26 protein-coding genes are annotated in these 22,886 nt (G+C 56.2%); 12 read left to right on the forward strand and 14 right to left on the reverse strand.

The window, feature by feature from the left end; translation table 11 throughout:
* Positions 1–13: 13 nt before the first annotated feature.
* Together AC2FLA_RS06600 and hrcA are read right to left on the reverse strand one after the other, a co-directional pair.
* Positions 14–577: a nucleotide exchange factor GrpE gene (locus AC2FLA_RS06600; protein ID WP_058275130.1), complete on the reverse strand. Its 564-nt coding sequence runs from the start codon at positions 575–577 to the stop codon at positions 14–16.
* Between the two features lie 10 nt (positions 578–587).
* The gene (hrcA, locus tag AC2FLA_RS06605; RefSeq protein WP_282119790.1) at positions 588–1,652 is read right to left on the reverse strand and encodes a heat-inducible transcriptional repressor HrcA; all 1,065 of its coding nucleotides are present in this window, start codon (positions 1,650–1,652) and stop codon (positions 588–590) included.
* A gap of 112 nt (positions 1,653–1,764) precedes the next feature.
* Here hrcA and rph point away from each other — a divergent pair, with 112 nt between their 5' ends.
* The 4 genes from rph to AC2FLA_RS06625 are packed head-to-tail and all read left to right on the forward strand — an operon-like array spanning position 1,765 to position 4,590.
* A complete protein-coding gene (gene rph, locus AC2FLA_RS06610) occupies positions 1,765–2,478 on the forward strand; it encodes a ribonuclease PH (RefSeq protein WP_058279370.1) in 714 nt (237 codons plus the stop codon).
* The gene (rdgB, locus tag AC2FLA_RS06615) at positions 2,475–3,089 is read left to right on the forward strand and encodes an RdgB/HAM1 family non-canonical purine NTP pyrophosphatase (protein WP_282170591.1); all 615 of its coding nucleotides are present in this window, start codon (positions 2,475–2,477) and stop codon (positions 3,087–3,089) included. The genes rph and rdgB overlap by 4 nt, the downstream gene beginning before the upstream one ends.
* The gene (gene hemW / locus AC2FLA_RS06620) at positions 3,082–4,233 is read left to right on the forward strand and encodes a radical SAM family heme chaperone HemW (protein WP_496721389.1); all 1,152 of its coding nucleotides are present in this window, start codon (positions 3,082–3,084) and stop codon (positions 4,231–4,233) included. Before rdgB ends, hemW begins: the two co-directional genes overlap by 8 nt.
* 3 nt (positions 4,234–4,236) lie before the next feature.
* Positions 4,237–4,590, forward strand: a complete 354-nt coding sequence (locus AC2FLA_RS06625) for a YbaN family protein (RefSeq protein WP_108860522.1) — start codon at positions 4,237–4,239, stop codon at positions 4,588–4,590.
* Here AC2FLA_RS06625 and AC2FLA_RS06630 read toward each other — a convergent pair.
* The 7 genes from AC2FLA_RS06630 to AC2FLA_RS06660 all read right to left on the reverse strand — a co-directional run bounded on the left by AC2FLA_RS06630 (position 4,580) and on the right by AC2FLA_RS06660 (position 11,945).
* Complete coding sequence (locus tag AC2FLA_RS06630) at positions 4,580–5,476, reverse strand: ParB/RepB/Spo0J family partition protein (protein ID WP_496721347.1); 897 nt, start codon at positions 5,474–5,476, stop codon at positions 4,580–4,582. The genes AC2FLA_RS06625 and AC2FLA_RS06630 overlap by 11 nt on opposite strands.
* Positions 5,477–5,496: 20 nt before the next feature.
* Positions 5,497–6,300, reverse strand: coding sequence for a ParA family protein (locus AC2FLA_RS06635; RefSeq protein ID WP_058279264.1), 804 nt, complete (start codon positions 6,298–6,300; stop codon positions 5,497–5,499).
* Positions 6,293–6,907, reverse strand: a complete 615-nt coding sequence (rsmG, locus tag AC2FLA_RS06640; RefSeq protein WP_496721348.1) for a 16S rRNA (guanine(527)-N(7))-methyltransferase RsmG — start codon at positions 6,905–6,907, stop codon at positions 6,293–6,295. Before rsmG ends, AC2FLA_RS06635 begins: the two co-directional genes overlap by 8 nt.
* On the reverse strand, positions 6,904–8,772 hold the full coding sequence (gene mnmG, locus AC2FLA_RS06645) for a tRNA uridine-5-carboxymethylaminomethyl(34) synthesis enzyme MnmG (protein WP_496721349.1): 1,869 nt from the start codon (positions 8,770–8,772) through the stop codon (positions 6,904–6,906). Before mnmG ends, rsmG begins: the two co-directional genes overlap by 4 nt.
* Before the next feature lie 12 nt (positions 8,773–8,784).
* On the reverse strand, positions 8,785–10,071 hold the full coding sequence (gene mnmE / locus AC2FLA_RS06650; protein ID WP_496721350.1) for a tRNA uridine-5-carboxymethylaminomethyl(34) synthesis GTPase MnmE: 1,287 nt from the start codon (positions 10,069–10,071) through the stop codon (positions 8,785–8,787).
* Between the two features lie 30 nt (positions 10,072–10,101).
* Positions 10,102–11,373, reverse strand: a complete 1,272-nt coding sequence (gene rho, locus AC2FLA_RS06655; RefSeq protein ID WP_113791245.1) for a transcription termination factor Rho — start codon at positions 11,371–11,373, stop codon at positions 10,102–10,104.
* A 122-nt stretch (positions 11,374–11,495) separates the two neighbouring features.
* On the reverse strand, positions 11,496–11,945 hold the full coding sequence (locus tag AC2FLA_RS06660; protein ID WP_496721351.1) for a CopD family protein: 450 nt from the start codon (positions 11,943–11,945) through the stop codon (positions 11,496–11,498).
* A gap of 403 nt (positions 11,946–12,348) precedes the next feature.
* On the opposite strand from AC2FLA_RS06660, the gene AC2FLA_RS06665 reads away from it, so the two are divergent.
* The 4 genes from AC2FLA_RS06665 to dnaQ are packed head-to-tail and all read left to right on the forward strand — an operon-like array spanning position 12,349 to position 15,083.
* A complete protein-coding gene (locus AC2FLA_RS06665; protein WP_496721352.1) occupies positions 12,349–12,948 on the forward strand; it encodes a Maf family protein in 600 nt (199 codons plus the stop codon).
* Positions 12,945–13,778, forward strand: coding sequence for a shikimate dehydrogenase (locus AC2FLA_RS06670; RefSeq protein WP_496721353.1), 834 nt, complete (start codon positions 12,945–12,947; stop codon positions 13,776–13,778). Before AC2FLA_RS06665 ends, AC2FLA_RS06670 begins: the two co-directional genes overlap by 4 nt.
* The gene (gene coaE, locus AC2FLA_RS06675) at positions 13,775–14,368 is read left to right on the forward strand and encodes a dephospho-CoA kinase (protein WP_496721354.1); all 594 of its coding nucleotides are present in this window, start codon (positions 13,775–13,777) and stop codon (positions 14,366–14,368) included. Before AC2FLA_RS06670 ends, coaE begins: the two co-directional genes overlap by 4 nt.
* The gene (dnaQ, locus tag AC2FLA_RS06680; RefSeq protein WP_496721355.1) at positions 14,361–15,083 is read left to right on the forward strand and encodes a DNA polymerase III subunit epsilon; all 723 of its coding nucleotides are present in this window, start codon (positions 14,361–14,363) and stop codon (positions 15,081–15,083) included. Before coaE ends, dnaQ begins: the two co-directional genes overlap by 8 nt.
* A gap of 27 nt (positions 15,084–15,110) precedes the next feature.
* On the opposite strand, the gene secB is transcribed toward dnaQ, so the two are convergent.
* Positions 15,111–15,608, reverse strand: a complete 498-nt coding sequence (gene secB / locus AC2FLA_RS06685; protein WP_058275145.1) for a protein-export chaperone SecB — start codon at positions 15,606–15,608, stop codon at positions 15,111–15,113.
* A gap of 54 nt (positions 15,609–15,662) precedes the next feature.
* A complete protein-coding gene (locus AC2FLA_RS06690) occupies positions 15,663–16,163 on the reverse strand; it encodes an FxsA family protein (protein WP_282170582.1) in 501 nt (166 codons plus the stop codon).
* 107 nt (positions 16,164–16,270) lie between these two features.
* Here AC2FLA_RS06690 and AC2FLA_RS06695 point away from each other — a divergent pair, with 107 nt between their 5' ends.
* From AC2FLA_RS06695 to AC2FLA_RS06705, 3 genes are read left to right on the forward strand one after another with little or no spacing between them, the layout of a single operon-like run.
* A complete protein-coding gene (locus AC2FLA_RS06695) occupies positions 16,271–16,930 on the forward strand; it encodes a Tim44/TimA family putative adaptor protein (protein WP_496721356.1) in 660 nt (219 codons plus the stop codon).
* Positions 16,927–17,961, forward strand: a complete 1,035-nt coding sequence (mltA, locus tag AC2FLA_RS06700) for a murein transglycosylase A (RefSeq protein WP_058275148.1) — start codon at positions 16,927–16,929, stop codon at positions 17,959–17,961. Before AC2FLA_RS06695 ends, mltA begins: the two co-directional genes overlap by 4 nt.
* Positions 17,961–18,548 (forward strand): Smr/MutS family protein, encoded by a 588-nt coding sequence (locus tag AC2FLA_RS06705; RefSeq protein ID WP_496721357.1) that lies wholly within the window; start codon positions 17,961–17,963, stop codon positions 18,546–18,548. Before mltA ends, AC2FLA_RS06705 begins: the two co-directional genes overlap by 1 nt.
* Here the strand turns inward: AC2FLA_RS06705 and AC2FLA_RS06710 are convergent.
* The 3 genes from AC2FLA_RS06710 to hslU form a co-directional block, all read right to left on the reverse strand.
* Positions 18,545–19,765 carry an MFS transporter gene (locus AC2FLA_RS06710; RefSeq protein WP_496721358.1) on the reverse strand — a complete coding sequence of 407 codons (1,221 nt, stop codon included), beginning with the start codon at positions 19,763–19,765 and terminating at the stop codon, positions 18,545–18,547. The two genes, AC2FLA_RS06705 and AC2FLA_RS06710, sit on opposite strands and share 4 nt — an antisense overlap.
* Entirely contained in the window at positions 19,762–20,862 is a 1,101-nt protein-coding gene (locus AC2FLA_RS06715) for an alpha/beta hydrolase (RefSeq protein WP_496721359.1), read from the reverse strand. Before AC2FLA_RS06715 ends, AC2FLA_RS06710 begins: the two co-directional genes overlap by 4 nt.
* A 99-nt stretch (positions 20,863–20,961) precedes the next feature.
* Complete coding sequence (gene hslU, locus AC2FLA_RS06720) at positions 20,962–22,269, reverse strand: ATP-dependent protease ATPase subunit HslU (RefSeq protein ID WP_496721360.1); 1,308 nt, start codon at positions 22,267–22,269, stop codon at positions 20,962–20,964.
* A 197-nt stretch (positions 22,270–22,466) separates the two neighbouring features.
* Here hslU and AC2FLA_RS06725 point away from each other — a divergent pair, with 197 nt between their 5' ends.
* A complete protein-coding gene (locus tag AC2FLA_RS06725; protein ID WP_496721361.1) occupies positions 22,467–22,868 on the forward strand; it encodes a DM13 domain-containing protein in 402 nt (133 codons plus the stop codon).
* Positions 22,869–22,886 lie beyond the last annotated feature (18 nt).

Raw genomic sequence — 22,886 nt, forward strand, 5'->3', positions numbered from 1 at the left:
TCAACGAAGCCAATTAACTTGCCGGAGTAGACGACACCCCAACCTGCGCCGGCCGCAGCAGGCGATCATGCAACATGAAGCCTTCTGCGGACACCTGTATTATGTCACCTGCACGGGTACCCGGCACCGGGGCCTCGAACATCGCTTCATGCACGTTGGGATCAAACCGGTCGCCAACTTCGGGCGTGATCACTTCCATCCCATGCTTTTGGAACACGTCCTTCAGCGCACGCATGGTCAGTTCCACGCCTTCCAGAAGGGGTCCTGCCACTTCTTTCTGCTCATCGGTCGCGGCTTCAAGCGCACGTTTCATGTTGTCGTAAACCGGCAGCATGTCGCGGGCCAGTTTCGATCCGCCATATTGTTCCGCATCGCGGCGCGCCCGGTCACCCCGCTTGCGGGCGTTTTCCGCATCCGCCAGCGCGCGCATGAACTTGTCTTTGAAATCATCCCGCTCAGCACGCAGCGCATCAAGTTCCAGCGCTTCTTCACTGATCTCGGCAAATTCCTCGGCCAGCTCTTCCGCCTCGGCGGCTGCGATATCGTCCAGAAATTCTTCGTTTTTGGGCTCTGCCATCTCTTACCCTCTAGCTCCGGTCGGAAATCAGTTTGCCGACCAGTTGCGCCGTATAATCCACGATCGGCACGATCCGCCCGTAATTCAGACGAGTGGGTCCGATGACCCCAACCGCACCAATTATCTTTCGATCAGCGTTCATATATGGAGACACCACCAAAGAGGAACCCGAAAGTGAGAAAAGTTTGTTCTCAGAGCCGATAAAAATGCGCACACCCTCGCCTTCTTCGGTCAATTCGAGGAATTCAGCAATGTCTTGCTTTCGCTCCAGGTCGTCAAACAACGTTCGGATTCGGTCCAATTCCTCGGCTTCGCCTGGCTCTCCCAGCAGATTCGCCCGCCCGCGCACGATCAAACGGGCCGAGTCTGTCCCGTCCCCATCCCAGGCCGCCATGCCGCTTTCGACCATCTCGCGCGCCAATACATCAATTTCCTGCCTGCGCGCGGTAATCTGGGTCTGCATCTGACGCAGCACTTCGCTGAGCGTTCGTCCTTCGATCAGAGAGTTCAGAAAGTTCGCCGCCTCGCGCATCGAACTGGGTGTCTGTCCCGGCGGAGGCGTAAATAGCCGGTTTTCCACATGCCCGTCCGCAAAAACCAGAACCACCAAAGCGCGGTCATGGGCCAGCGAGACGAACTCAATATGCTTGATCTCGGACTCTTGCTTGGGGGTAAGAACCAGCGATGCGCCATGTGTCACGTGTGACAAGGCCGAACCAACTCGGTCCAGCATCCCGCCCACATCACCCGCGTTAGAGCCTAGTGTTTCATCCAACTTCTGCCGATCGTCTACACCAAGATCACCCACTTCCAGCAACCCATCGACGAACATCCGCAGACCCATCTGCGTGGGCACCCGGCCTGCACTGACGTGCGGGCTGTCGAGAAGACCCAAAAATTCGAGATCCTGCATAACATTGCGTACGGTGGCAGCGCTGACCTTTTCCGACAATGTGCGGGTCAGCGAGCGGCTTCCGACCGGTTCGCCGCTGTCCAGATAGCTCTCGACGATCAACCGGAACACCTCGCGTGACCGGTCATTCATTTCGTCCAGAACTCTACTTGCTTCGCTCATCGGCAATCCTCTGCTGGATTGGCATTAAATCGCAGACATCTGAAAGGTCAATCGGGGTTGCATCCTAAGGCACGGGGACGTTATCCCCAACCCAGCAAACAAAGGATTTTCCATGCGACCCTCAGGACGAGATTTAAGCGAAATGCGCGCCGTTTCAATCGAAACGGGGTTTACCAAACATGCCGAAGGTTCCTGCCTGATCAAAATAGGCGATACCCATGTCCTGTGCACCGCCACGATTGAGGATCGCGTGCCGCCGTTCATCAAAGGCTCGGGCCTGGGTTGGGTTACTGCCGAATACGGCATGTTGCCCCGCGCAACAAACACCCGCATGCGGCGCGAGGCGGCCAGTGGCAAGCAAGGCGGCCGTACCGTAGAAATTCAACGCCTGATCGGTCGTTCGCTACGCGCAGGCGTGGATCGGGTTGCGTTGGGTGAGCGTCAGATCACCGTGGACTGCGATGTTATCCAGGCTGATGGCGGCACCCGCTGCGCCTCGATCACCGGTGGCTGGGTCGCGCTGCGTCTGGCCGTGAACAAGCTGATGAAAACCGGGGACGTCATTTCCGACCCGCTGGTCGATCCCGTCGCGGCCGTATCCTGCGGCATCTACGCGGGCCAGCCGGTTCTGGATCTGGACTATCCTGAAGACAGCGAGGCCGGTGTTGACGGTAACTTCATCATGACCGGATCAGGCAAACTGATCGAAGTGCAGATGAGCGCCGAGGGCTCTGTTTTCAGCCGTGATCAAATGAACCAGCTGATGGATCTGGCAGAAAAAGGCGTGGGTGAGCTGGTTGCGGCCCAAAAGGCAGCCACCGCATGACCCGCAAGTTCGACGGCGACAGGCTGCTGGTGGCCACGCACAACAAAGGCAAGCTTGAGGAGATGACCCATCTCCTTGAGGCCTTCGGCGTGAAGGTTGTTGGAGCGGCAGAGATGAACCTGCCGGAACCGGAAGAAACCGAAGATACGTTCGTCGGTAACGCCCGGATCAAGGCCCATGCGGCGGCACAAGCCACCGGCCTGCCTGCCCTGTCGGACGATTCCGGAATCACGATCGACGCGCTGGACGGCGCGCCCGGTGTCTACACCGCCGATTGGGCAGAAACCGGCAATGGCCGCGATTTCCTGATGGCGATGACCCGGGCACATGATGAGCTCGAGGCCGCACAGGCGCCTCATCCACGCACTGCACAATTTCGCTGCACACTGGTCCTGGCCTGGCCCGATGGTCATGACGAAGTGTTTGAGGGCGTCATGCCCGGTCAGCTTGTCTGGCCCATCCGTGGGGAAAACGGCTTCGGTTATGACCCGATGTTCCAACCGGACGGGCACGATGTGACCTGTGCGGAAATGGTTCCGGCGGAAAAACACAAAATCAGCCATCGCGGACGCGCCGTAAACGCCTTTGTTCAAGGCTGTTTCGGTGGATGACTGGCGGCATGGAGGCTTCGGCCTCTATGTTCACTGGCCTTTTTGCGAGGCTAAGTGCCCCTATTGCGATTTCAACAGCCATGTTTCAAAAAATATTGTTCAAAAACAATGGCTTAAATCGTATTTGACTGAACTGCGTCGCTCGGCATCTGAAACCCCTGACCGGGTTTTGAACACAATCTTCTTTGGTGGCGGCACGCCGTCCCTTATGGCACCAGAAACGGTGGCAGCCATTATCGACGAGGCGCGCAAGCTCTGGCGCCCTGCGAACGACATGGAAGTCACGCTTGAGGCCAACCCCGGATCGGTCGAGGCAGGCCGGTTTGCCGCCTATCGCGATGCGGGCGTGAACCGCGTTTCCATGGGTGTTCAGGCCCTGAATGACGAGGACCTGCGCCGATTGGGTCGTATCCACACGGTCGCCGAGGCCCGTGCCGCCTTTGCCATCGCCCGCAACTGCTTTGACCGTGTCAGCTTTGACATGATTTACGCGCGTCAGCACCAAACCCCGAAGGCCTGGCAAGCGGAGCTGACCGAGGCGCTGTCGATGGCCATCGATCACCTCTCGCTCTATCAATTGACGATCGAGGAAGGCACCGCCTTTGGGGACCGGTATGCAGTTGGTAAGCTGCGTGGACTGCCCGAGGATGACCGCGCCGCCGACATGTATCTGGCCACACAAGAGATCTGCGAAGCCCACGGCCTGCCCGCCTATGAGGTTTCCAACCATGCCCGTCCGGGGGCAGAATCCCGGCACAACTTGATCTATTGGCGTTACGGAGATTACGTTGGTGTCGGCCCCGGCGCGCACGGGCGTATTACGCTGGACGGCCAGAAGATAGCGACAGAGACCTATCTGTCACCCAACGCTTGGCTCAGTGCTGTTGAAAAAGGAAACGGCGAGAAAGAAAGATCATTGCTATCTACGCAAGATCAGGCAAGTGAATACCTTATGATGGGTATGAGAATTGCTGAAGGACTAGATGTTGATCGTTTCAATGCACTTTCCGATCTCACACTGCCAGAAAACAAACTGAGAGACCTGGAAGAGCTGGGTATGATACACCGATCAAACGGCCGATTGATCGCCACCAAAGATGGTCGCGCAGTCCTGAATGCGGTCATTCGAGAGTTATTGGGATAAACGATGCAGTACCTCTGGGCCGCAATGGGATTGATCTGCGTCGGGTTGGCTGTTGTCGGCATTGTGTTGCCGCTGCTGCCGACGGTCCCGTTTCTTTTGCTGGCCGCGTTCTTTTTTGCCCGATCTTCCTCCCGACTGCACACTTGGCTGGTCAGTCATGGAACCTTCGGGCCGATGATCTTGGATTGGCAACGCTCGGGCGCCATTCGTCCGGCCGCAAAAAAGGCGGCCACCCTGTCGGTTGCCGCCGTTTTTGGATTGTCTGTCGTTCTTGCGCTTCCAAGCCACGTCATGATCATTCAGGCAGTTGTCCTCAGCGGGGTTATGATTTTTATCTGGACCCGCCCTAACGGCTGAGCTTGGCGCAAAGATCGTCCAATTGATCAAGGTTTTCGTAGGTCAGCACGACCTGCCCCGTTTCCGATCCCGCTTTGTGGTTGATGGCTACTTTCATCGCCAGAATGGCCGAAAGATCCTTTTCCAACGCGCGCGTATCCGCATCCTTGCCAGCATTCAGATTTCTGGACCGCGGCGCCGCCTGAGGAGCATCCCCCTGCTGTTGTTTTTTCACCAGCGCTTCAGTCGCACGCACGCTCAGCCCGTCCTTGACGACGATCTTCGCCAGCTCAGAGGGGTCTTCAGCCGTAATCAGCGCACGGGCATGACCGGCAGACAGTTTTCCTTCAACAACAAGCTTCTGAACGTCCATCGGCAACGACAGCAAACGCAAAAGGTTCGCAATATGGCTGCGGCTTTTACCCAGTGCTTCGGCCAGCTTTTCCTGTGTATGGCCGAAACGGTCCATCAACTGCTTGTAACCCGCAGCCTCTTCGACAGCATTCAGGTCTGCGCGTTGGATATTCTCGATAATGGCGACTTCCAGAACTTCGGTGTCGTCAAAATCCCGCACGATAACCGGGATATCATGCAGCTGCGCCATCTGAGCCGCACGCCAGCGGCGTTCGCCTGCCACGATTTCATAGTCGCCACCGCGAACCTCACGCACGATCAGCGGTTGAATGATGCCCTTTTCTTTGACCGAGGCCGCAAGTTCATCCAATCGCTCTTGCTGAAAGGTTCTGCGTGGCTGGTTCGGGTTAGCGCGCAGTTTTTCAATCGGGACTTTCATATCCGGACGGCGCGGATCCGAGGAAATAAGCCCTTCGGTATCCTGCGTCACATCCGCCATCAAAGCGGAAAGTCCCCGGCCCAAACCTCTGGGTTTTGATTTCTTGACGGCCATGGTGCCCTCCTCACTGTCGCTTAGGCGGCGACTTTCTTGTTCTTGTGCATGACTTCCCGGGCCAGATGCCGGTAAGCCATCGCCCCCAGTGATCCCGAGTCGTATTGCAATACGGGCAACGCGTAAGACGGAGCCTCGCTGACCCGCACGTTTCTGGGTATCTTGGTTTTAAATACCATCTCACCCAGATTGTCACGCGCGTCCTTTTCGACCTGACGGGACAAATTGTTGCGGTTGTCATACATGGTCAACACCACACCTTCGATTCTAAGGTCCGGATTCGCGGTTTGGCGCACCTCTCGGATGGTCAGCATCAGTTGCGACAATCCTTCTAACGCAAAGAACTCACTCTGCAACGGCACCAGGACAGAATGTGCAGCAACCATAGCGTTGACGGTCAGAAGGTTTAACGAAGGCGGGCAGTCGATCAGCACAAAATCCAGGTCAAACTTGTCGATAGCGGTTTGACGCAGTGCGTCATGCAACAGATAGCTGCGTTTTTCATTGGATATCAGCTCAATATCCGCCGAGCTTAGATCAACCGTCGCCGGGACAACAAACAACCCCTCGATTTCGGTTTCCTGAACGACTGCCTCTAAAGGCGCGTCATCCAGTATCAGGTCATACGTCGTCCAATCCCGATCCTCGACCCCCAACCCGGTGGACGCGTTCCCCTGAGGATCAAGATCGACAACCAGCACTTTGCATCCAGCCTCGGCCAGACCGGCCGCAAGGTTGATTGCCGTTGTGGTTTTCCCAACCCCGCCCTTCTGATTGGCTACCGCAATAATCCGGGGCCCTGAGGGACGAGACAAATCAACCACGTGATACTCCTTTGATTTTAAGGATAACGGCCTGAGGCTCAGTTAAACTTGTAATCGGGTCAACGTCGAAATTCCATTCTTCCTGCGCCTCTTCCAGCTCTTTTTTCCACCTTTCGCCTTTCGGCAACAGCGCCAGCCCCTTTTTGCTCAAATGTCTGTCGCAAAAGGACAATAGCGTAGGAAAATCAGCAAGAGCCCGCGCAGAAAGGATATCTGCGCTCAACGGTTCAACCACTTCGATTCGCTTGGAAACAACAGTGCATTTCGCGCCGCACACACGTGCAACGTTGCGCAGAAAGGCAGATTTTCGTTGGTCACTTTCAATAAAGATGAACTGGGCATCTGGTGCGTCTTCAATGGCCATTATGGCACAAACCATCCCGGGGAATCCGCCTCCGCTACCTAAATCTACCCAGTTTTCGAATGGGCCTGCGCATCTATAAACTTGTACGGAATCCTTTATGTGTCGAACCCAGATGTCATCCAAGCTTTTCCGTGAAACAAGATTGATCTTCGGGTTCCACCGCCTAACAAGCTCCACATAGGTTGTGAGACGCTCGAATGTTTCACGTGAAACATCCAAATCATCAATAGTGGTCCCATTCATACCTTGCGGACCTTCTGATCGCGACGAAGCTTAGCCAATAACAACGTCAGTGCCGCAGGGGTAACTCCTTCGACACGCCCCGCCTGTGCAATGTTCTCGGGCTTAGCATTTGAAAGCTTTTGCTTCATTTCAGAAGATAGCCCTTCCATCGCAAAATAGTCGAAACCCCGTGGAATCTCATATGATTCATCGCGTTTCATCGCCTCAACATCTTTTTGTTGCCGGGCAATGTAGTTTGCGTACAAAGCGTCCCGCTCTACTTGCAGACGGATCTCCTCCTCAACACTCTCAATCTCGGGCATCAGAGGAACAAGATCACCAAAGTGAACATCCGGGAACGCCAGAATAGCCATCCCGTCCCTGCGGTTTCCATCTTGATTGACATTGATACCAGCTGCTCGAACTTCTTTTGGAGTAAAGGTTTTTTCTGTAAGCTGGGACTTTGCGGCGGACAACCTCTCCATCTTGCTTGAAAACATGCTGCTCCGCTCACTGCCAACACAGCCGATTTCCAGCCCAATTGGCGTAAGGCGCTGGTCTGCATTATCGGCACGTAGTGACAAACGGAATTCTGCGCGTGACGTGAACATGCGATAAGGTTCCACAACACCGCGTGTTGTCAGGTCGTCGATCATCACGCCGATATAACTGTCAGCACGTGTAAAATGCAGCGGTTCCCGGTCAAGCACCTTTAGCGCAGCATTCAACCCCGCAACCAAGCCTTGCGCAGCTGCTTCCTCATATCCTGTAGTTCCGTTTATTTGCCCTGCTAGATATAGTCCTTCGACATCTGGTAGCGCGAGAGTCGATGTCAAAACACGCGGATCCACATAGTCATACTCAATTGCATAACCAGGCTGCAGGATCTCTGCCGCCTCAAGACCTTTGATTGAACGCACATACTCAAGTTGCACGTCCTGAGGCAAAGAGGTCGAAATCCCGTTCGGATAGATCGTGTGATCATCGACACCTTCGGGTTCCAGGAAAATCTGATGTGATTCCTTATCGGCAAAGCGAACGATCTTATCCTCGATGGATGGGCAATACCTGGGGCCCACCCCATCAATATGTCCGCCATACATCGCCGATCGAGACAAGTTTTTTTCAATGATTTCGTGCGTCCGCGCGTTGGTATGCGTGATTCCGCAAGAAATTTGAGGGGCAATCACCTTTGTTGACAGGAATGAAAACAAGGTCGGGTCATCATCCCCATCTTGCTGTTCCAGACCACTCCAATCAATCGTCCGACCATCCAACCGCGGCGGTGTTCCTGTTTTCAAACGCCCCAAGGGTAGTTCGAAACTGTCAAGCCGTTCTGCCAATTTGACTGACGGGCGATCACCCATACGACCGCCGGGCCGAGATACATCCCCAATATGAATGACACCGCGCAAGAAGGTTCCGGACGTCAGGATAACCGTTTTACTCTTGATTTCAGAACCGTCGGCCAGTTTCACACCTGAAACTTGGTTCCCGTCCATCAGGAAATCGACAACTTCCCCGGTAACGACGAAAAGATCTGGTTGTTCTTCCGTCTCTTTCTGCATGGCCGCACGGTATAGCGCACGATCTGCCTGTGTTCTGGGACCTTGAACGGCTGGTCCTTTGCGTCGATTTAGCAAGCGAAATTGAATGCCGGCCTGATCGGCAACACGTCCCATGACACCATCCAGGGCATCAATTTCGCGGACCAAATGGCCTTTACCCAGCCCACCAATTGCCGGGTTACAAGACATGACGCCTATATCTGATTCGGTCAATGTGACCAGTGCTGTCTTGACACTCATACGCGCTGCCGCATGAGCTGCTTCTGTACCCGCATGGCCTGCGCCAATTACAATCACGTCGAAATCTGAATGTTTCACGTGAAACACTCCTTACTTACCCAGGCAGAAACTCGAGAAGATCTCATCCAAAAGGTCTTCAACACCGATTCTGCCAACCAAGGTTTCTAGCGCACGGATTGCCGTGCGTAATTCTTCTGCTGCGATATCATACAGGTCTGGACCCGATTCCAGAACCGCCATAGCAGAACTCAGGGATTCCCGCGATTTGATCAAAGCAACCCGGTGCCTTTCCCGTGTCGCGATACCACTGCTTGTGGTTCGGGTACTAAGTACATCCGAAATCTGGGAAATGAGTTGATCTAAACCCTGCCCGGTTTTTCCGGATATTCCACCTTCGGACGAATCTCGAAGGTCAGATTTTGGCAAAACCTGTATATCGCCATTCACCATCTGAACACCCAGGTCCTTCGGGTCATCCGTCAGAAACACACGCAGATCAGCTGAATCCGCCCGCTTTCTTGCCAGTTCGATTCCCAGGCTTTCGACGTGATCCTCGGTTTCCCGCAATCCTGCGGTGTCCAGTAAAGTGACCGGAAGTCCCGCAAGATCCATTCGAACCTCGATCACATCGCGAGTAGTTCCGGCATATTCCGAAGTAATCGCCGCCTCTCGCCCTGCCAGAGCATTTAGCAAGGTTGATTTTCCGGCATTCGGAAGACCAACAATCGCGACTTCAAACCCTGTTCGAATGCGCTCTGCGATCTTTACGCCATCTGCTTCACGTTGCAGATCAGCCATAACGCCGGTCACAAGGGATTTAACCTCGGGTGTAACGTCTGTTGGGACGTCCTCATCCGCGAAATCAATGACAGCTTCCAGCAAGGATGCAGCGCGGATCAGATCGCGTCGCCACCGTTCCGCCAAAACACCCAAATCACCAGCCAGAATAGTCTGTGCTTGTTTGCGTTGCGCCTCGGTTTCCGCATCAATCAGATCAGCAAGACCTTCGACCTGTGTCAGGTCCATCTTACCGTTTTCCAGCGCCCTGCGTGTGAACTCTCCAGGTTCGGCCAGTCGTAGCCCGTCCATATCGGACAGGCACCGCATCACTGCGTTCACCGAAGCGGTGCTGCCATGGATCTGCAGTTCGGCCACGTCTTCGCCAGTAAAACTGGCCGGGGCCTGAAAGGTCAGAACCAGCCCGTCATCCAACCGTGCGCCATCCGCGGCATGTAACGACCGGACCCGCATGCCACGAGGCGGCAGCGGGCTTCCGGTTAAGCTGGCAGCTGCGGAATGCGCGTGTGGTCCCGAGAGGCGGATGACCGCCACCCCGGCTTTGCCTTGCGCGCTGGCCAAGGCGAATATCGTATCCATTCGAAGGCCTCGCGTCGTTTAAGACCTGTGTCAGGTGTTCATCGAATCGAAGAACTCGCCGTTCGTCTTGGTCTGTTTCAACTTGGACAACAGGAACTCGACCGCGTCGGTCGTGCCCATCGGGTTGAGGATACGACGCAAGACGAATGTCTTAGCCAGATCTCCCTTATCGACCAAAAGTTCCTCTTTCCGGGTGCCGGACTTGAGGATGTCGATGGCCGGGAACACGCGCTTATCTGCGATCTTACGATCCAGAACGATTTCCGAGTTACCGGTTCCTTTGAATTCTTCGAAGATAACTTCGTCCATCCGACTGCCAGTGTCGATCAGCGCGGTGGCAATGATGGTCAGAGAGCCACCCTCTTCGATATTTCGTGCCGCACCAAAGAACCGCTTGGGCCGTTGCAGAGCATTCGCGTCCACACCACCGGTCAGAACTTTACCCGACGATGGCACCACAGTGTTGAAGGCCCTACCAAGTCTTGTGATCGAGTCGAGAAGAATAACAACATCTCGTTTATGCTCGACCAGACGCTTGGCTTTTTCGATCACCATCTCAGACACGGCCACGTGGCGCGTTGCGGGTTCGTCGAAGGTAGAAGATACAACTTCCCCCTTCACCGAACGCTGCATGTCGGTCACCTCTTCGGGGCGTTCGTCGATCAGCAGAACGATCAGATAGCACTCTGGGTGGTTCTGTTCGATCGAATGCGCGATGTTCTGCAGGATCACTGTTTTGCCGGTCCGCGGCGGCGCCACAATCAGCGATCGCTGGCCTTTACCGATCGGGGCCACCAGATCGATCACACGCGCCGACTTGTCCTTGATGGTGGGATCCTCGATCTCCATCTTCAGGCGTTCATCGGGATAGAGCGGCGTCAGGTTGTCAAACGCGATCTTGTGTCTGGCTTTTTCAGGTTCTTCAAAGTTGATCTTGGTGACCTTGATCAGCGCAAAGTAACGCTCATTGTCATCAGGCGCTTTGATATCCCCTTCGACCGTATCACCGGTGCGCAAGGAATGCTGGCGGATCATGTCGGGTGAGACATAGATATCATCCGGACCTGGCAAATAGTTCGCCTCGGGCGAGCGTAGAAAGCCAAAGCCGTCTTGCAGCACTTCCAGCACGCCGTCGCCGCCAACGGTCCAGCCTTCATCCGCGCGTTCTCGCAGAATCTGGAACATCATTTCGCCTTTCCGCATGGTCGAGGCGTTTTCGATCTCCAGCTCTTCGGCCATCGCCAGAAGGTCTTTGGGGCTTTTGGCCTTCAGGTCGGCCAGATTCAGGGATTCAGTGGACATGATATATACCTTCGCCGCTGACATTGCGGCACGAAGTGGAATTTCAGTACGGAAGATACGCCGCCCGGACGGGCGTGTTGATCCCTACATAAGCGCGCGGGCCGTCGGAGTCAAACAGGCCCTCAGAACTTCACAACGACCGCCAGAACGATGATAACCATCAGAACGGTGGGAACCTCATTCATCATGCGAAACTGCCGCCCAGTGAGCTTATTTCGGCCTTCCAGAAAATCCTTACGTCTTGCCATCAGCCAATGATGGAACCAGGTCATGCCAATTACGGCAGCACCCTTAATCCAGGGCCAGGACCAATCCCACCCGACAATGCCGGGCGTGAACACCATGATCAAACCGCAAAGCCAGGCTACATACATCGCGGGTCGCATGATCACACGCAGCAGCTTCTCTTCCATCTCAAAGAAGATGGTTTCTGCGCCTTCGACCTTTTGGGCTTTCTCAACGTGATAGACGTATAGTCTGGGCAAATAGAACAAACCTGCCATCCATGAGATCACAGCCATGATGTGCAATGACTTCACCCACGGGTAAATCGTGAAAAGAAGATCGGTCATTCTGGCTCCGGACGTTGGTTGGAACCCTCCCTAATAAAAAAATAGGAAAAGAAAAAGGATGATGGTTTTGTAGGGTGCGTAAATTCCGTGGATTACTTTTTTACGCATGTGTTTTCCCCAGGTGGATAGAATTGTGCCGCGAATGGATGATTCTGTTGATTTCAATTTTTATGATTTAAATTCAGTATCTTAGACCTAAATCATTCAAGCTTGTCTGGGGATAACTCGTTGGGTAAGACAGGAAATCCCAGTTTTCCCGCGAAGCAAAGTTATCCTTGTCCCAAAAGGACGGTCTTCGAACGACTCATGGAAGTTTCAGGCGAAATTCCCGGGGTTGCGTGTCAACCGGAAAACCATACAAACCATCCTAGAACGCTCAACGATTTGCTCAGGGGTTTTCCACATGTCTGTCCCCATCATCCTAGCCTCGGGGTCATCTATCCGTGCGCAGCTTTTGCGCAATGCGGGCGTGCCGTTCACGGTGGAAACCGCGCGCGTTGACGAAGATACAGCCAAACGCGCTTTGTTGGCCGAAGACGCGCCCCCTCGGGATATCGCAGACACTCTGGCCGAAATGAAGGCCCGCAAGGTTAGCGACAAGAACCCAGGCGCGATGGTTCTGGGCTGTGATCAGGTGCTGGACTATGATGGCCAGCTTTTGTCGAAACCAGAAACGCCCGAAGGCGCGCTGGCGCAGTTGAAGGCAATGCGAGGCAAGCGGCATATGCTGCTGTCCGCGGCCGTGATCTATCAGAATGGCGAGCCGATCTGGCGCCATGTTGGTCAGGCACGTCTGCGCATGCGCATGAGTTCCGATGTCTATCTGCGTGACTACGTAGACCGCAACTGGGACAGTATTCGTCATGCGGTCGGGGCTTATAAGCTTGAGGAAGAAGGTGTGCGCCTTTTCGCGACCATTGACGGCGACTATTTTAATGTTTTGGGTATGCCCCTGTTGGAGTTGCTGAATTTTCTGGCTGCTAAAGGGGTGATTGATCAATGACGGATAACCAAATTCCTTTGGCTGGCGTAATTGGGCATCCGATTGGACATTCAAAGTCCCCTAAACTGCATGGACATTGGCTAAAGACCTATGGGCTGGCCGGGCACTATGTCCCCATGGACGTCGCACCTGAGGATTTGGAGAGTGTTCTGCGGACCCTGCCCAAAGCCGGGTATGTCGGCGCAAATGTAACCGTCCCCCATAAAGAAGCCGCCTTGCAGGTTGCGGATCACGTGTCAGATCGGGCGGCAAAGATTGGTGCGGCGAATACACTTGTCTTTCAGCCTAATGGCTCGATCCACGCAGACAACACCGATGGCTATGGATTTATGGAAAACCTGCTTGCAGGGGCGCCCGACTGGAACCCACAGGACGGGCCAGCCGTGGTTTTCGGCGCAGGCGGTGCCGCGCGCGCCGTTTTGCAGGCCCTGGTAGATGCCGGAGTGCCCGAGATTATGCTAACCAACCGCACGCGTACCCGGGCCGACCAATTGAAAGAAGAATTTGGGCCGCGCATATCCGTGGTTGATTGGGTCAAGGCCGGCAATGTGATCGAGAATGCGGAACTGGTGGTGAACACCACATCGCTGGGTATGCAGGGACAGCCCGAATTGCGTGTGCCGCTGGATGGGTTGCAGCCGGGCGCTGTGGTTACCGACCTTGTATACGCGCCTTTAAAGACCAAGCTTCTGCAAGCGGCCGAAGAGGCCGGGTGCACAACAGTCGATGGTCTGGGCATGTTGCTGCACCAGGCGGTTCCGGGCTTTGAGCGTTGGTTTGGCAAACGGCCCGAGGTAACGGATGAGTTGCGCGCCACGGTGCTGGGATGAGCTTTGCTCTTGGCCTGACAGGCTCGATCGGAATGGGCAAAAGCACCACGGCGCAAATGTTCGTGGATGAAGGCTGTGCACTTTGGGATGCGGACGCGGCTGTGCATCGGCTGTATTCTGCAGGCGGTGCGGCGGTAAAGCCGATGCGCGATGCGTTTCCTGAGGCAATTGTTGATGGCTCGGTCAGTCGGGATGCCTTGAAACAAGCCATATCTTTGGATCCGGCGGCATTGAAAGTGATCGAAAGCATCGTGCACCCTTTGGTGGCCGCCGACCGGGCGGGTTTTCGGGATAGCGCCACGGCGGACATTCTGGTTTTCGACATCCCCTTGTTGTTTGAAACAGGCGGCAATGCGGCGATGGATGCGGTTGCTTGTGTTCAGGTCCCGGCGGACGAGCAAAAGCGACGTGTGATGGAGCGCGGAACGATGACTGAGGCGCAGTTCGAACAGATCCGCGCCAAGCAGATGCCCAATGGCGAAAAATGCGCGCGCTCGGACTTCGTGATCGTGACGGACACACTGGACCACGCCCGCGCACAGGTGCAGGATGTGGTCAGGCAGATACGGGCGGGGATGGCTGATGCGTGAGATTGTACTCGATACCGAAACCACGGGGTTTGATCCCGAAAGCGGTGACCGGATCGTAGAAATCGGCGCGGTCGAACTGTGGAACCATATGGCCACGGGTGAGACCTATCACGTCTACATCAACCCCGAGCGTTCGATGCCCGAAGAGGCATTTGGTGTGCACGGTATCGGTCCCGACCTGCTGGACACTCCGCGCCCCCCGGAAAAGGGTGAGGTCACGCTGAAAGACAAGCCGGTTTTTGCCAAGGTTGGTCAGGGCTTCCTTGATTTCATTCGGGATTCCAAACTGGTAATCCACAACGCATCATTCGATATGAAGTTCCTGAATGCGGAACTCAGATGGATGGGGTTGCCGCAGCTGCCGATGGATCAGGCATTGGACACGTTGGCAATTGCGCGTAAACGGTTTCCCGGCTCACCCGCGTCTCTGGATGCATTGTGTCGACGTTTCAACATCGACAATACCAACCGCGTGTTGCACGGGGCGCTGCTCGATTCAGAAATTCTGGCCGAGGTGTATCTGGAACTGATTGGCGGGCGACAGCCGGACTTTGGCCTGTCCACCAGCGCGGCATCTGCCGGTGGCGGAGGGGACGATTGGCGGCCAACAGCGCGCCCGACGCCGCTGGCGTCGAAAATCACCGAAGAAGAACGCGCGGCACATGAGACATTTGTGGAAAAACTGGGCGAAAACGCCCTGTGGACCCGCGCCTGAGCCCCTGCCTGGCGCGGGTCGTACCGATTAGGCTTCGGTTTTTTCGGTTTCGGCCTGACGGCGCATCAGCTCGTTGCGGTACAGCGCAACAAAGTCGATATTATCCAGGTTGACCGGCGGGAAACCACCGTCACGGGTGATGTCGCTGACAATGCGGCGCAGGAACGGGAACAGCATGCGCGGGCATTCGATCATCAGGAACGGGTGCAACTGGTCTTCTGCCACGCCTTCGATGTGGAACAGGCCGCAATAATCCAGTTCGCACAGGAACAGAACGTCCTCCATGCCCTTAGCTTTGGAGGTCAGGTTCAGTTTTACGGCAACTTCGTACTGATGCTCGGTCGGGCGCTTTTTGGCGTCCAGGTTCACCTGAACGGCAATCTCGGGCTGAACGTCGCCAGACACGCCTTTTTGCGCCATCACGTTTTCAAAAGACATATCGCGAATGAACTGTCCCAGAACGCGCATCTGGATCTGAGGGGCGGTCTGTGCCGCGGTGTTTTCTGCAGGGCTTTCGTCAGCCATGGATCTACTCCGAAAATGAAATTTGCCACTGCTTAGCAAGTTGGGCGCGGCACCTCAATGCTGGGGTGGACCTTCGACCCATTTGGATGGCTTTGAGGGGTTCTGACGCGGGCGAACTTCGGTAAAATCTCCGTCGATCACGTCATCCTGATCAAACGGGGTGGGACCAGTGCGGAACTGCGCGCCGGTGCCCATCTGGAACTGTGTGATGGTCGCCTTGGATTTCAGGTATTTGAATACGGCCACCCGAATACCCGGAACAAGCAGTGCAAAGCCAACGGCATCGGTGAAAAATCCCGGCGTCAGCAGCAAAACACCAGACAGCAAGATCATCGCGCCATGGGCCAAAGGCTCGGTCGGGTCATCCAGTTCAGAAAAGGATCGCTGCAAATTGACCAGTGCCATGCGACCTTGTGTCCTGACCATAAAGGTGCCGATAACGGCCGTCAGAACGACGATCGCCAGCGTAGGCCACAGGCCAATCAGGCCGCCGACCTGTATGAACAGGGCGATCTCGATGATGGGCACCAACAAAAATGCCAAGAACAAGTACATCTGCGTTATCCTTTCCCTTAGGCCGGGCTGTGGACTTGCCACGATCTGTCACCTACATAGTGGCATGAGGCCGCGTATACAAAGTCGCGGTCTGAAAAGAGGATGAAATGAACGAACCGATGATCCAGTTGCTGGTCCTGGCCGGAATTGCCGTTTTCCTGATCCTGCGCCTGAAAAGCGTGCTGGGTACACGTGAGGGTTTTGAGAAACCCCCTGTTCAACAGCAACCCGAGGCGGACAAGTCGCGTCGCGGCTTCGAGGTGATCGAAGGCGGGCCGGATCATGACATCACAGACCATGTCGCCGAAGACAGCGAACAGGCGAAAACGCTGGCCGCGATGAAGCGGGTCGAGCCCGAATTCTCTGTTGGTGAATTCGTGCAGGGTGCCCGCGGAGCCTATGAGATGATCGTCATGGGGTTCGAAAAGGGCAATCTGGATGAAATCCAGCCCTTCCTGTCCGAAGAGGTGTTTGACACATTCGTTTCAGTCGTGGCGGCCCGCGAAGATCAGGGTCTGACCATCGAGGCTGAGTTTGTCGGCGTGCGCGAAACCGCGCTGGCGGATGCGACCTTCGACAAAGCCACAAACCAGGCGGAAATCACCATGCGGTTTGTGGGTGAGCTGACCTCGGTCGTACGCGATCGTGGCGGTGATATCATCGAAGGCAACCCAAACACTATAAAACGCCAAAAGGACAGCTGGACCTTTGCCCGTGTCATGGGCGCTGATGATCCAAACTGGCTGCTTGTTGCCACGGACGCATGATTGGCGCGCTCCGGTCGCTATTTCTGGTGGCAGTTATGACCACTGCCGCCAGCGCTGAACCGACGCGATCAATTCTTTCCTTTGACGATCTGGATGGATGGGCTGCCGACGATCACGGGGCGGCCCTTTCGGTATTTCTGAACACCTGCGGCGATCTGAACGATCCGGATTGGCAGGCATTGTGTCGCGTCGCCCGAACCTACGACGCAGACGCGGCGCGGTCGTTTTTTGAGCTGTTCTTTCGTCCGGTTCTGGTCGAGGACGGAGAGGAGGCCCTGTTCACCGGCTATTTCGAACCTGAACTGGACGGGTCCAAAACTCGGACCGACCGGTTCAAATACCCGATCTACAAAATGCCGCCAGAGGCGCGGGCCGAAGGGCTTTGGCTCAGCCGCCGTGAAATCCTGACGGGCGACGCGATGCAGGGCCGCGGCCTTGAGATCGCCTGGGTGGATGACCCGGTTGAGCTGTTTTTTCTGCAAATTCAGGGCTCGGGGCGTGTGCGCCTGCCAGACGGCAGTGCCTTGCGCGTCGGCTATGGCGGTGCAAACGGTCACCCCTATCGTTCCATCGGGACTGAGCTGATTCGTCAGGGGGCGCTGGGTGCGCATGAGGTTAGTGCTCAGATGATCCGCGCATGGGTCCGCAAAAATCCCGAAGCCGGGGCCGAGTTGCTGTTTCACAACCCTTCTTACGTGTTCTTCCGCGAGGTCTCGCGCGTCGCGCCCGAGCTTGGGCCGCTGGGTGCCATGAACCGGTCGGTCACCACGATGCGCAGTATTGCAGCTGATCCGGCTCATACGCCGCTGGGTGCCCCTGTTTGGGTGGAAAAGGACGGCAAGACCCCGTTGCGAAGGTTGATGATTGCGCAGGACACAGGTGCCGCCATCAAAGGGGCGCAGCGCGCGGATATCTTCTTTGGCACAGGGGACGAGGCGGGAAAGGCTGCCGGGCGCCTCAGGGATCCGGGGCGGATGGTGTTGCTGCTGCCGATCCAGCGGGCGTATGCCCTGTTACCGGATGAATTCTGATGTCCCGACGCAAATTGACGGCAGACGAGGTCGAGCTGTGGCGCAAGGTCGCCAAACAGGCTGAGCGGCTGCATCCCGAAATTCCACAATCGGTCCACCCGGTCACACTGCCCAAACCCAAGCCGAACAAACCCCCAAAACCCCGGTTTGAGGCATTCGAGGTCGGACAAAACGCGCCCGGTAAACCCTTGCGAAATGCGCTGAAACCCTCGCTCAGTGAAAATTTGCGTACCAGCCCGGTGCAAATGGACACCAAGGCATTTGGCCGTATGAAACGCGGCAAGATCAAGCCTGAAGGGAAACTGGACCTGCATGGCATGCGCATGGACACCGCGTATCCGGTGCTGACCCGGTTTATTCTGACGGCCCAGGCGTCAGGTAAGCGCCTTGTTCTGGTTGTCACCGGAAAGGGCAAGGACAGGGATGAACCGGGCCCAATCCCAACTCCACGCGGCGTATTGCGCAACCAGGTGCCGCAGTGGCTGGCGTTGCCGCCACTTGCGCAGGCCGTTTTGCAAGTGACCCCGGCCCATATCAGCCACGGTGGCGAAGGGGCCTATTACGTCTATCTGCGCCGGACGCGTTAAAGCGTGCGCACAGCGCGTGTAATTCCGATTTTAGCCGACAGGCATACAAGAATGAAAACACCGCCGATCCACAGGAACTGCGTGCTCAGCGGTATACCGGCGTCGATCAATATCCCGGTTAGGCCGGGGCCGATTGCTGATCCCAAAACCATAACTGCTGTAGCCATCGCCTTGATCGCCCCAATGTGCCTGGTGCCGTAGAATTCCGCCCAAAAAGCGCTTGGTAGCGTGTTGTTTGCTCCAACAGTCAGGCCCAAAAAGATCATTGCGATCAGGGCCCCGCCGATTGAGCTTGTCATTCCTGCGATCACAAAACCAATTGCGATCGGGATTTGGTAAAAAGGCATCAGCCTCGCGGTGCCCCATTTGTCCAGCGCCCAGCCGGCCGCAAACATCCCAATCAAGGATACGCCGGTGAAAACCGGAAACAGGGCGACCAGTTCGATATGCTGCCAGCCCTTGACTTGGGCAAGATGCACCTGATGGAAGAAAAACGCGGTGATAAAGGCCGATGGGGCTAGTATAGTCGGGGCCATGAACCAGAACAGCGGATGAAACAGCGCGTCTTTCCGGGTCCAATGGCGGCCCTGCATCCCTGTCGCTGAATACGCATCCGCCAGACTCTGTGGCGTGCGCTCCTGACGCAAAAGTCGCGTCAGAACGGGTATCCCCATCAGGACGACCACTGCGGACAACACCCACAGCCACCGCCAGTCCAGAAACGCCATCGCGGCCACAAATGCCAGCGGCAGCAGTGCTTCACCAATCGCGTAGCCGACCGATGCAATCGACAGGGCTTTGCCACGTGTAACGATGAACCATCGCGCCATGGCGACCTGTGCCAGATGAACGCTCATCCCCTGTCCGAACAGGCGCAACAAAAAGACCACCAGCGGCAACAGGACAAGCCAGCTGTTCAATGCCATGACCACCGCTGCTACGGCCAGACCAGCCAGAACGGCGGGCCCCAAAACGCGGACGCGGAAAACATCTGTCAGCCCGCCGGCCCAAATCATAACGATGGCCGAAACGGTGGTCCCCAGAGAGTAAAGACCGCCCCACGCGCCGTGCCCAAGACCAAATTCCGCGCGGATGTTTCCGGCGAAGATCGAGATGAAGAAGGTCTGCCCAAAGCTGGACAGAAAGGTCAGCAAAACCCCCGCGCCCAGCCAGGCCGCATTGTCCTGCAGGTACTGACGCAGGCTGAACCGCGTCACGGAGAGCTGACCTGCGCCTGTCCAGTTTCGGTCAGAACAATCTCGGTCGCACCGTCGGGGTTACGCTGACTGGGCGGAACCAAAACGTCGATACCGGGCCTTTTGTCTGGCCCGAATGTATTGCTGACGCGACGGACCGAGCTGAGGATTGCCAACAACGCCGGTGACGTGGCGGCCACGAAATGTGAAGACTCGGCGTCGCCGCTAAAGGCGGTGGTATCAATGACGTTGATTGGGAACTCCTCCAACGTTTCGATCGAGCTGATATTGCCCAACCGCTCTCCTTCATTCGTTCCACGCAGACGGGCCGAGATGTTCAGGATTTTGTCCTTTTGCGAAACCATCACAACGAATGGATCGGGCGGGTTCGTGATCCGCCTCATCTGCGAGCGGAACAGATCGACATCCAGATCCGGTGAAATCAGAATGACCCCCTCAATGTTCCTTTTCGCCCAACCCGGTTCCTGCAGTTCGGTTTGGCGCATCATCTCCATCGTCAAAGCGCCGCCCATGGAATGCGCGACCAGAATGACGCGTTTGACTCCTATGGATTTCAGTTCGCGGATGGTCTGCTCCAACCCGTCGCGGGCAAACAACATGCTGTCCAGATCATAGGCATATCCATACCCGGTCGCGCGGCTGGGCCAGGAATAGACCAGCGTGGAGCCCGGAAGACCAATGTCATGGGTCAGTTGTGCCGCGCGAAAGATCGTTTCGGTCTGGGTCGAGTTGTAGCCATGCACAAAGATTGTAACGTCATCCTGACCGCGCAAATGATCGCGTAGCCCCTGCGGTCCATCCAGTTCGGTCAAATTTGCCAGAACGAATTCCTTTTGTGGATTTGGATTCGCGTATGAAAACTTGAGCGTTCCCGGAGTGTGCGTTGGCGGGATCGATACCGTGGTGTCCAGGAATTTGAGCGACTCGCCGCGCCGAAAACCGTAATATCCGTTGGCCTCCCGCGCCCGGGTGGTGCTTACGAAGATGGTTTCGGGCGTACCGACATTCACGGCCGTGGGAACCACCTCGGTCACGGTCCGGTCGGCGCAGGCGCTTAGCGAAAAGGATAGGAACAGAATGACCAAATAGCGCAGCACGATAAAACTTTCATGGATGAATCGTGCTTACGCTATCTCATTCTGGCCCGGCGTCCAGCGGCACAACGCTGCCAAAGCGGCAAAAACCGGCTGGCGATGTTACAGAACGTAACGGCTGAGGTCAGTGGATTTGGTTAATTCGCCCAGATTGTCGTCCACGAATTGGGCATCAACCGTGATCGAGACTCCGGCCTGATCGGGCGCGGTAAAGGACAGCTCTTCGAACACGCGCTCCATCACCGTGTACAAACGACGCGCACCGATGTTTTCGACGCTTTGGTTCACATCAGCTGCGATACGCGCAAGGGCCGCGATTCCGTCATCGGTAAAGCTGACCGTGACCTCTTCGGTGCCCATCAAAGCGGTGTATTGACGGGTCAGCGCGTTGTCGGTTTCGGTCAGGATGCGCACGAAATCTTCTTCGGTCAGTGCGCGCAATTCCACGCGGATCGGTAGGCGGCCCTGCAGTTCCGGCAGCAGGTCCGACGGTTTGGCGATATGGAACGCACCCGACGCGATGAACAGGATATGGTCGGTTTTGACCGGGCCGTGCTTGGTGGATACTGTCGTGCCTTCGATCAAAGGCAACAGGTCGCGCTGTACCCCTTCGCGACTGACATCGCCGCCCCGCGCGTCAGTGCGGGCACAAACCTTGTCGATCTCATCCAGGAACACGATGCCATTCTGTTCAACGGATTCCAGCGCGATGCGGTTAACGATCTCATCATCCAGCAGCTTGTCGGCCTCTTCCCCGATCAGGGCTTCATAGCTTTCCGAGACGGTCATCTTGCGTTTCACGGTACGCCCGCCAAAGGCCTTGCCGAAGATATCGCCCAGATTCATCATCCCCATCTGGCTACCGGGCTGGCCGGGAATATCGAACATTGGCATCGGGTTCGACGAGTCGGACAGCTCCAGCTCGATCTCTGTATCATCCAGCTCGCCCGCTTTCAGCTTTTTGCGGAACATCTCGCGCGTGCCTTCGCGGGCATCGGTGCCTGCAATGGCTTCGATCACGCGATCTTCGGCGGCTTGATGCGCCTTGGCTTTGACATCCTCGCGCATGTATTCGCGGGTTTGCAAGATGGCGGCATCCGCCAGATCGCGCACGATCTGTTCTACGTCACGACCGACATAGCCCACTTCGGTGAATTTGGTGGCTTCGACCTTGATGAAGGGCGCGCGGGCCAGCTTGGCCAGGCGGCGGCTGATCTCGGTCTTGCCGACACCGGTGGGGCCGATCATCAGGATGTTTTTCGGATAGACCTCGTCCCGGATGTCGTCGGCCAACTGCTTGCGCCGCCAGCGGTTGCGCAGCGCAACGGCCACGGCCCGTTTGGCATCCTTTTGCCCGATGATGAAACGGTCCAGTTCCGAGACGATTTCGCGCGGGGTCAGGTCGGTCATGTGAGTTCTATCCAATTGTTTCGCACCGGAACCTAATCATAAGCCACAAAAACACAAGCTGATCACGAAAAACTCACGCCAACACACGGTCTGCACACGGAAAATCGTGGTGATGTGAATCGCCAGACAGAAAATAGCTGCGCATAGTCTGCGTCGACGGGCAAGTTCGCCTGCACTTTGAAATGGAGACCCACATCATGATGACTCGTCGTTCGCTCTTTTTGAATGCCGCTGCAACGGGCGCCGCTCTGACTCTGGCCAGTGCCAATGTCGCTGCCGCCGGCGGTGCCAAGAAAAAGGGCACATTCGAGGGCCGCTCGAAACATATCACCACCGGTTCGGTCAAAGTGGTCAAAGACGGTGAGCGCTATATCGTTGAGCTGGGTGATGACTTTTCGCTGGATAACGGTCCCGACCCACGCGTGGCCTTCGGCAAGGATGGCACCTATGATCCGAACTCGAAGCTGGGCGCGCTGCTGAACCTGAAGGGCAAGCAGTCTTATGCCGTACCGCCGACTATGGATATCTCGGGCTATAACGAAGTTTACATCTGGTGTGACGTCGCCGGCGTTCCGCTGGGCGTTGCTGAGCTTTCGTAACCCAACGACGAATTGCGC

Source organism: Ruegeria sp. CDSA033 (assembly GCF_059612305.1).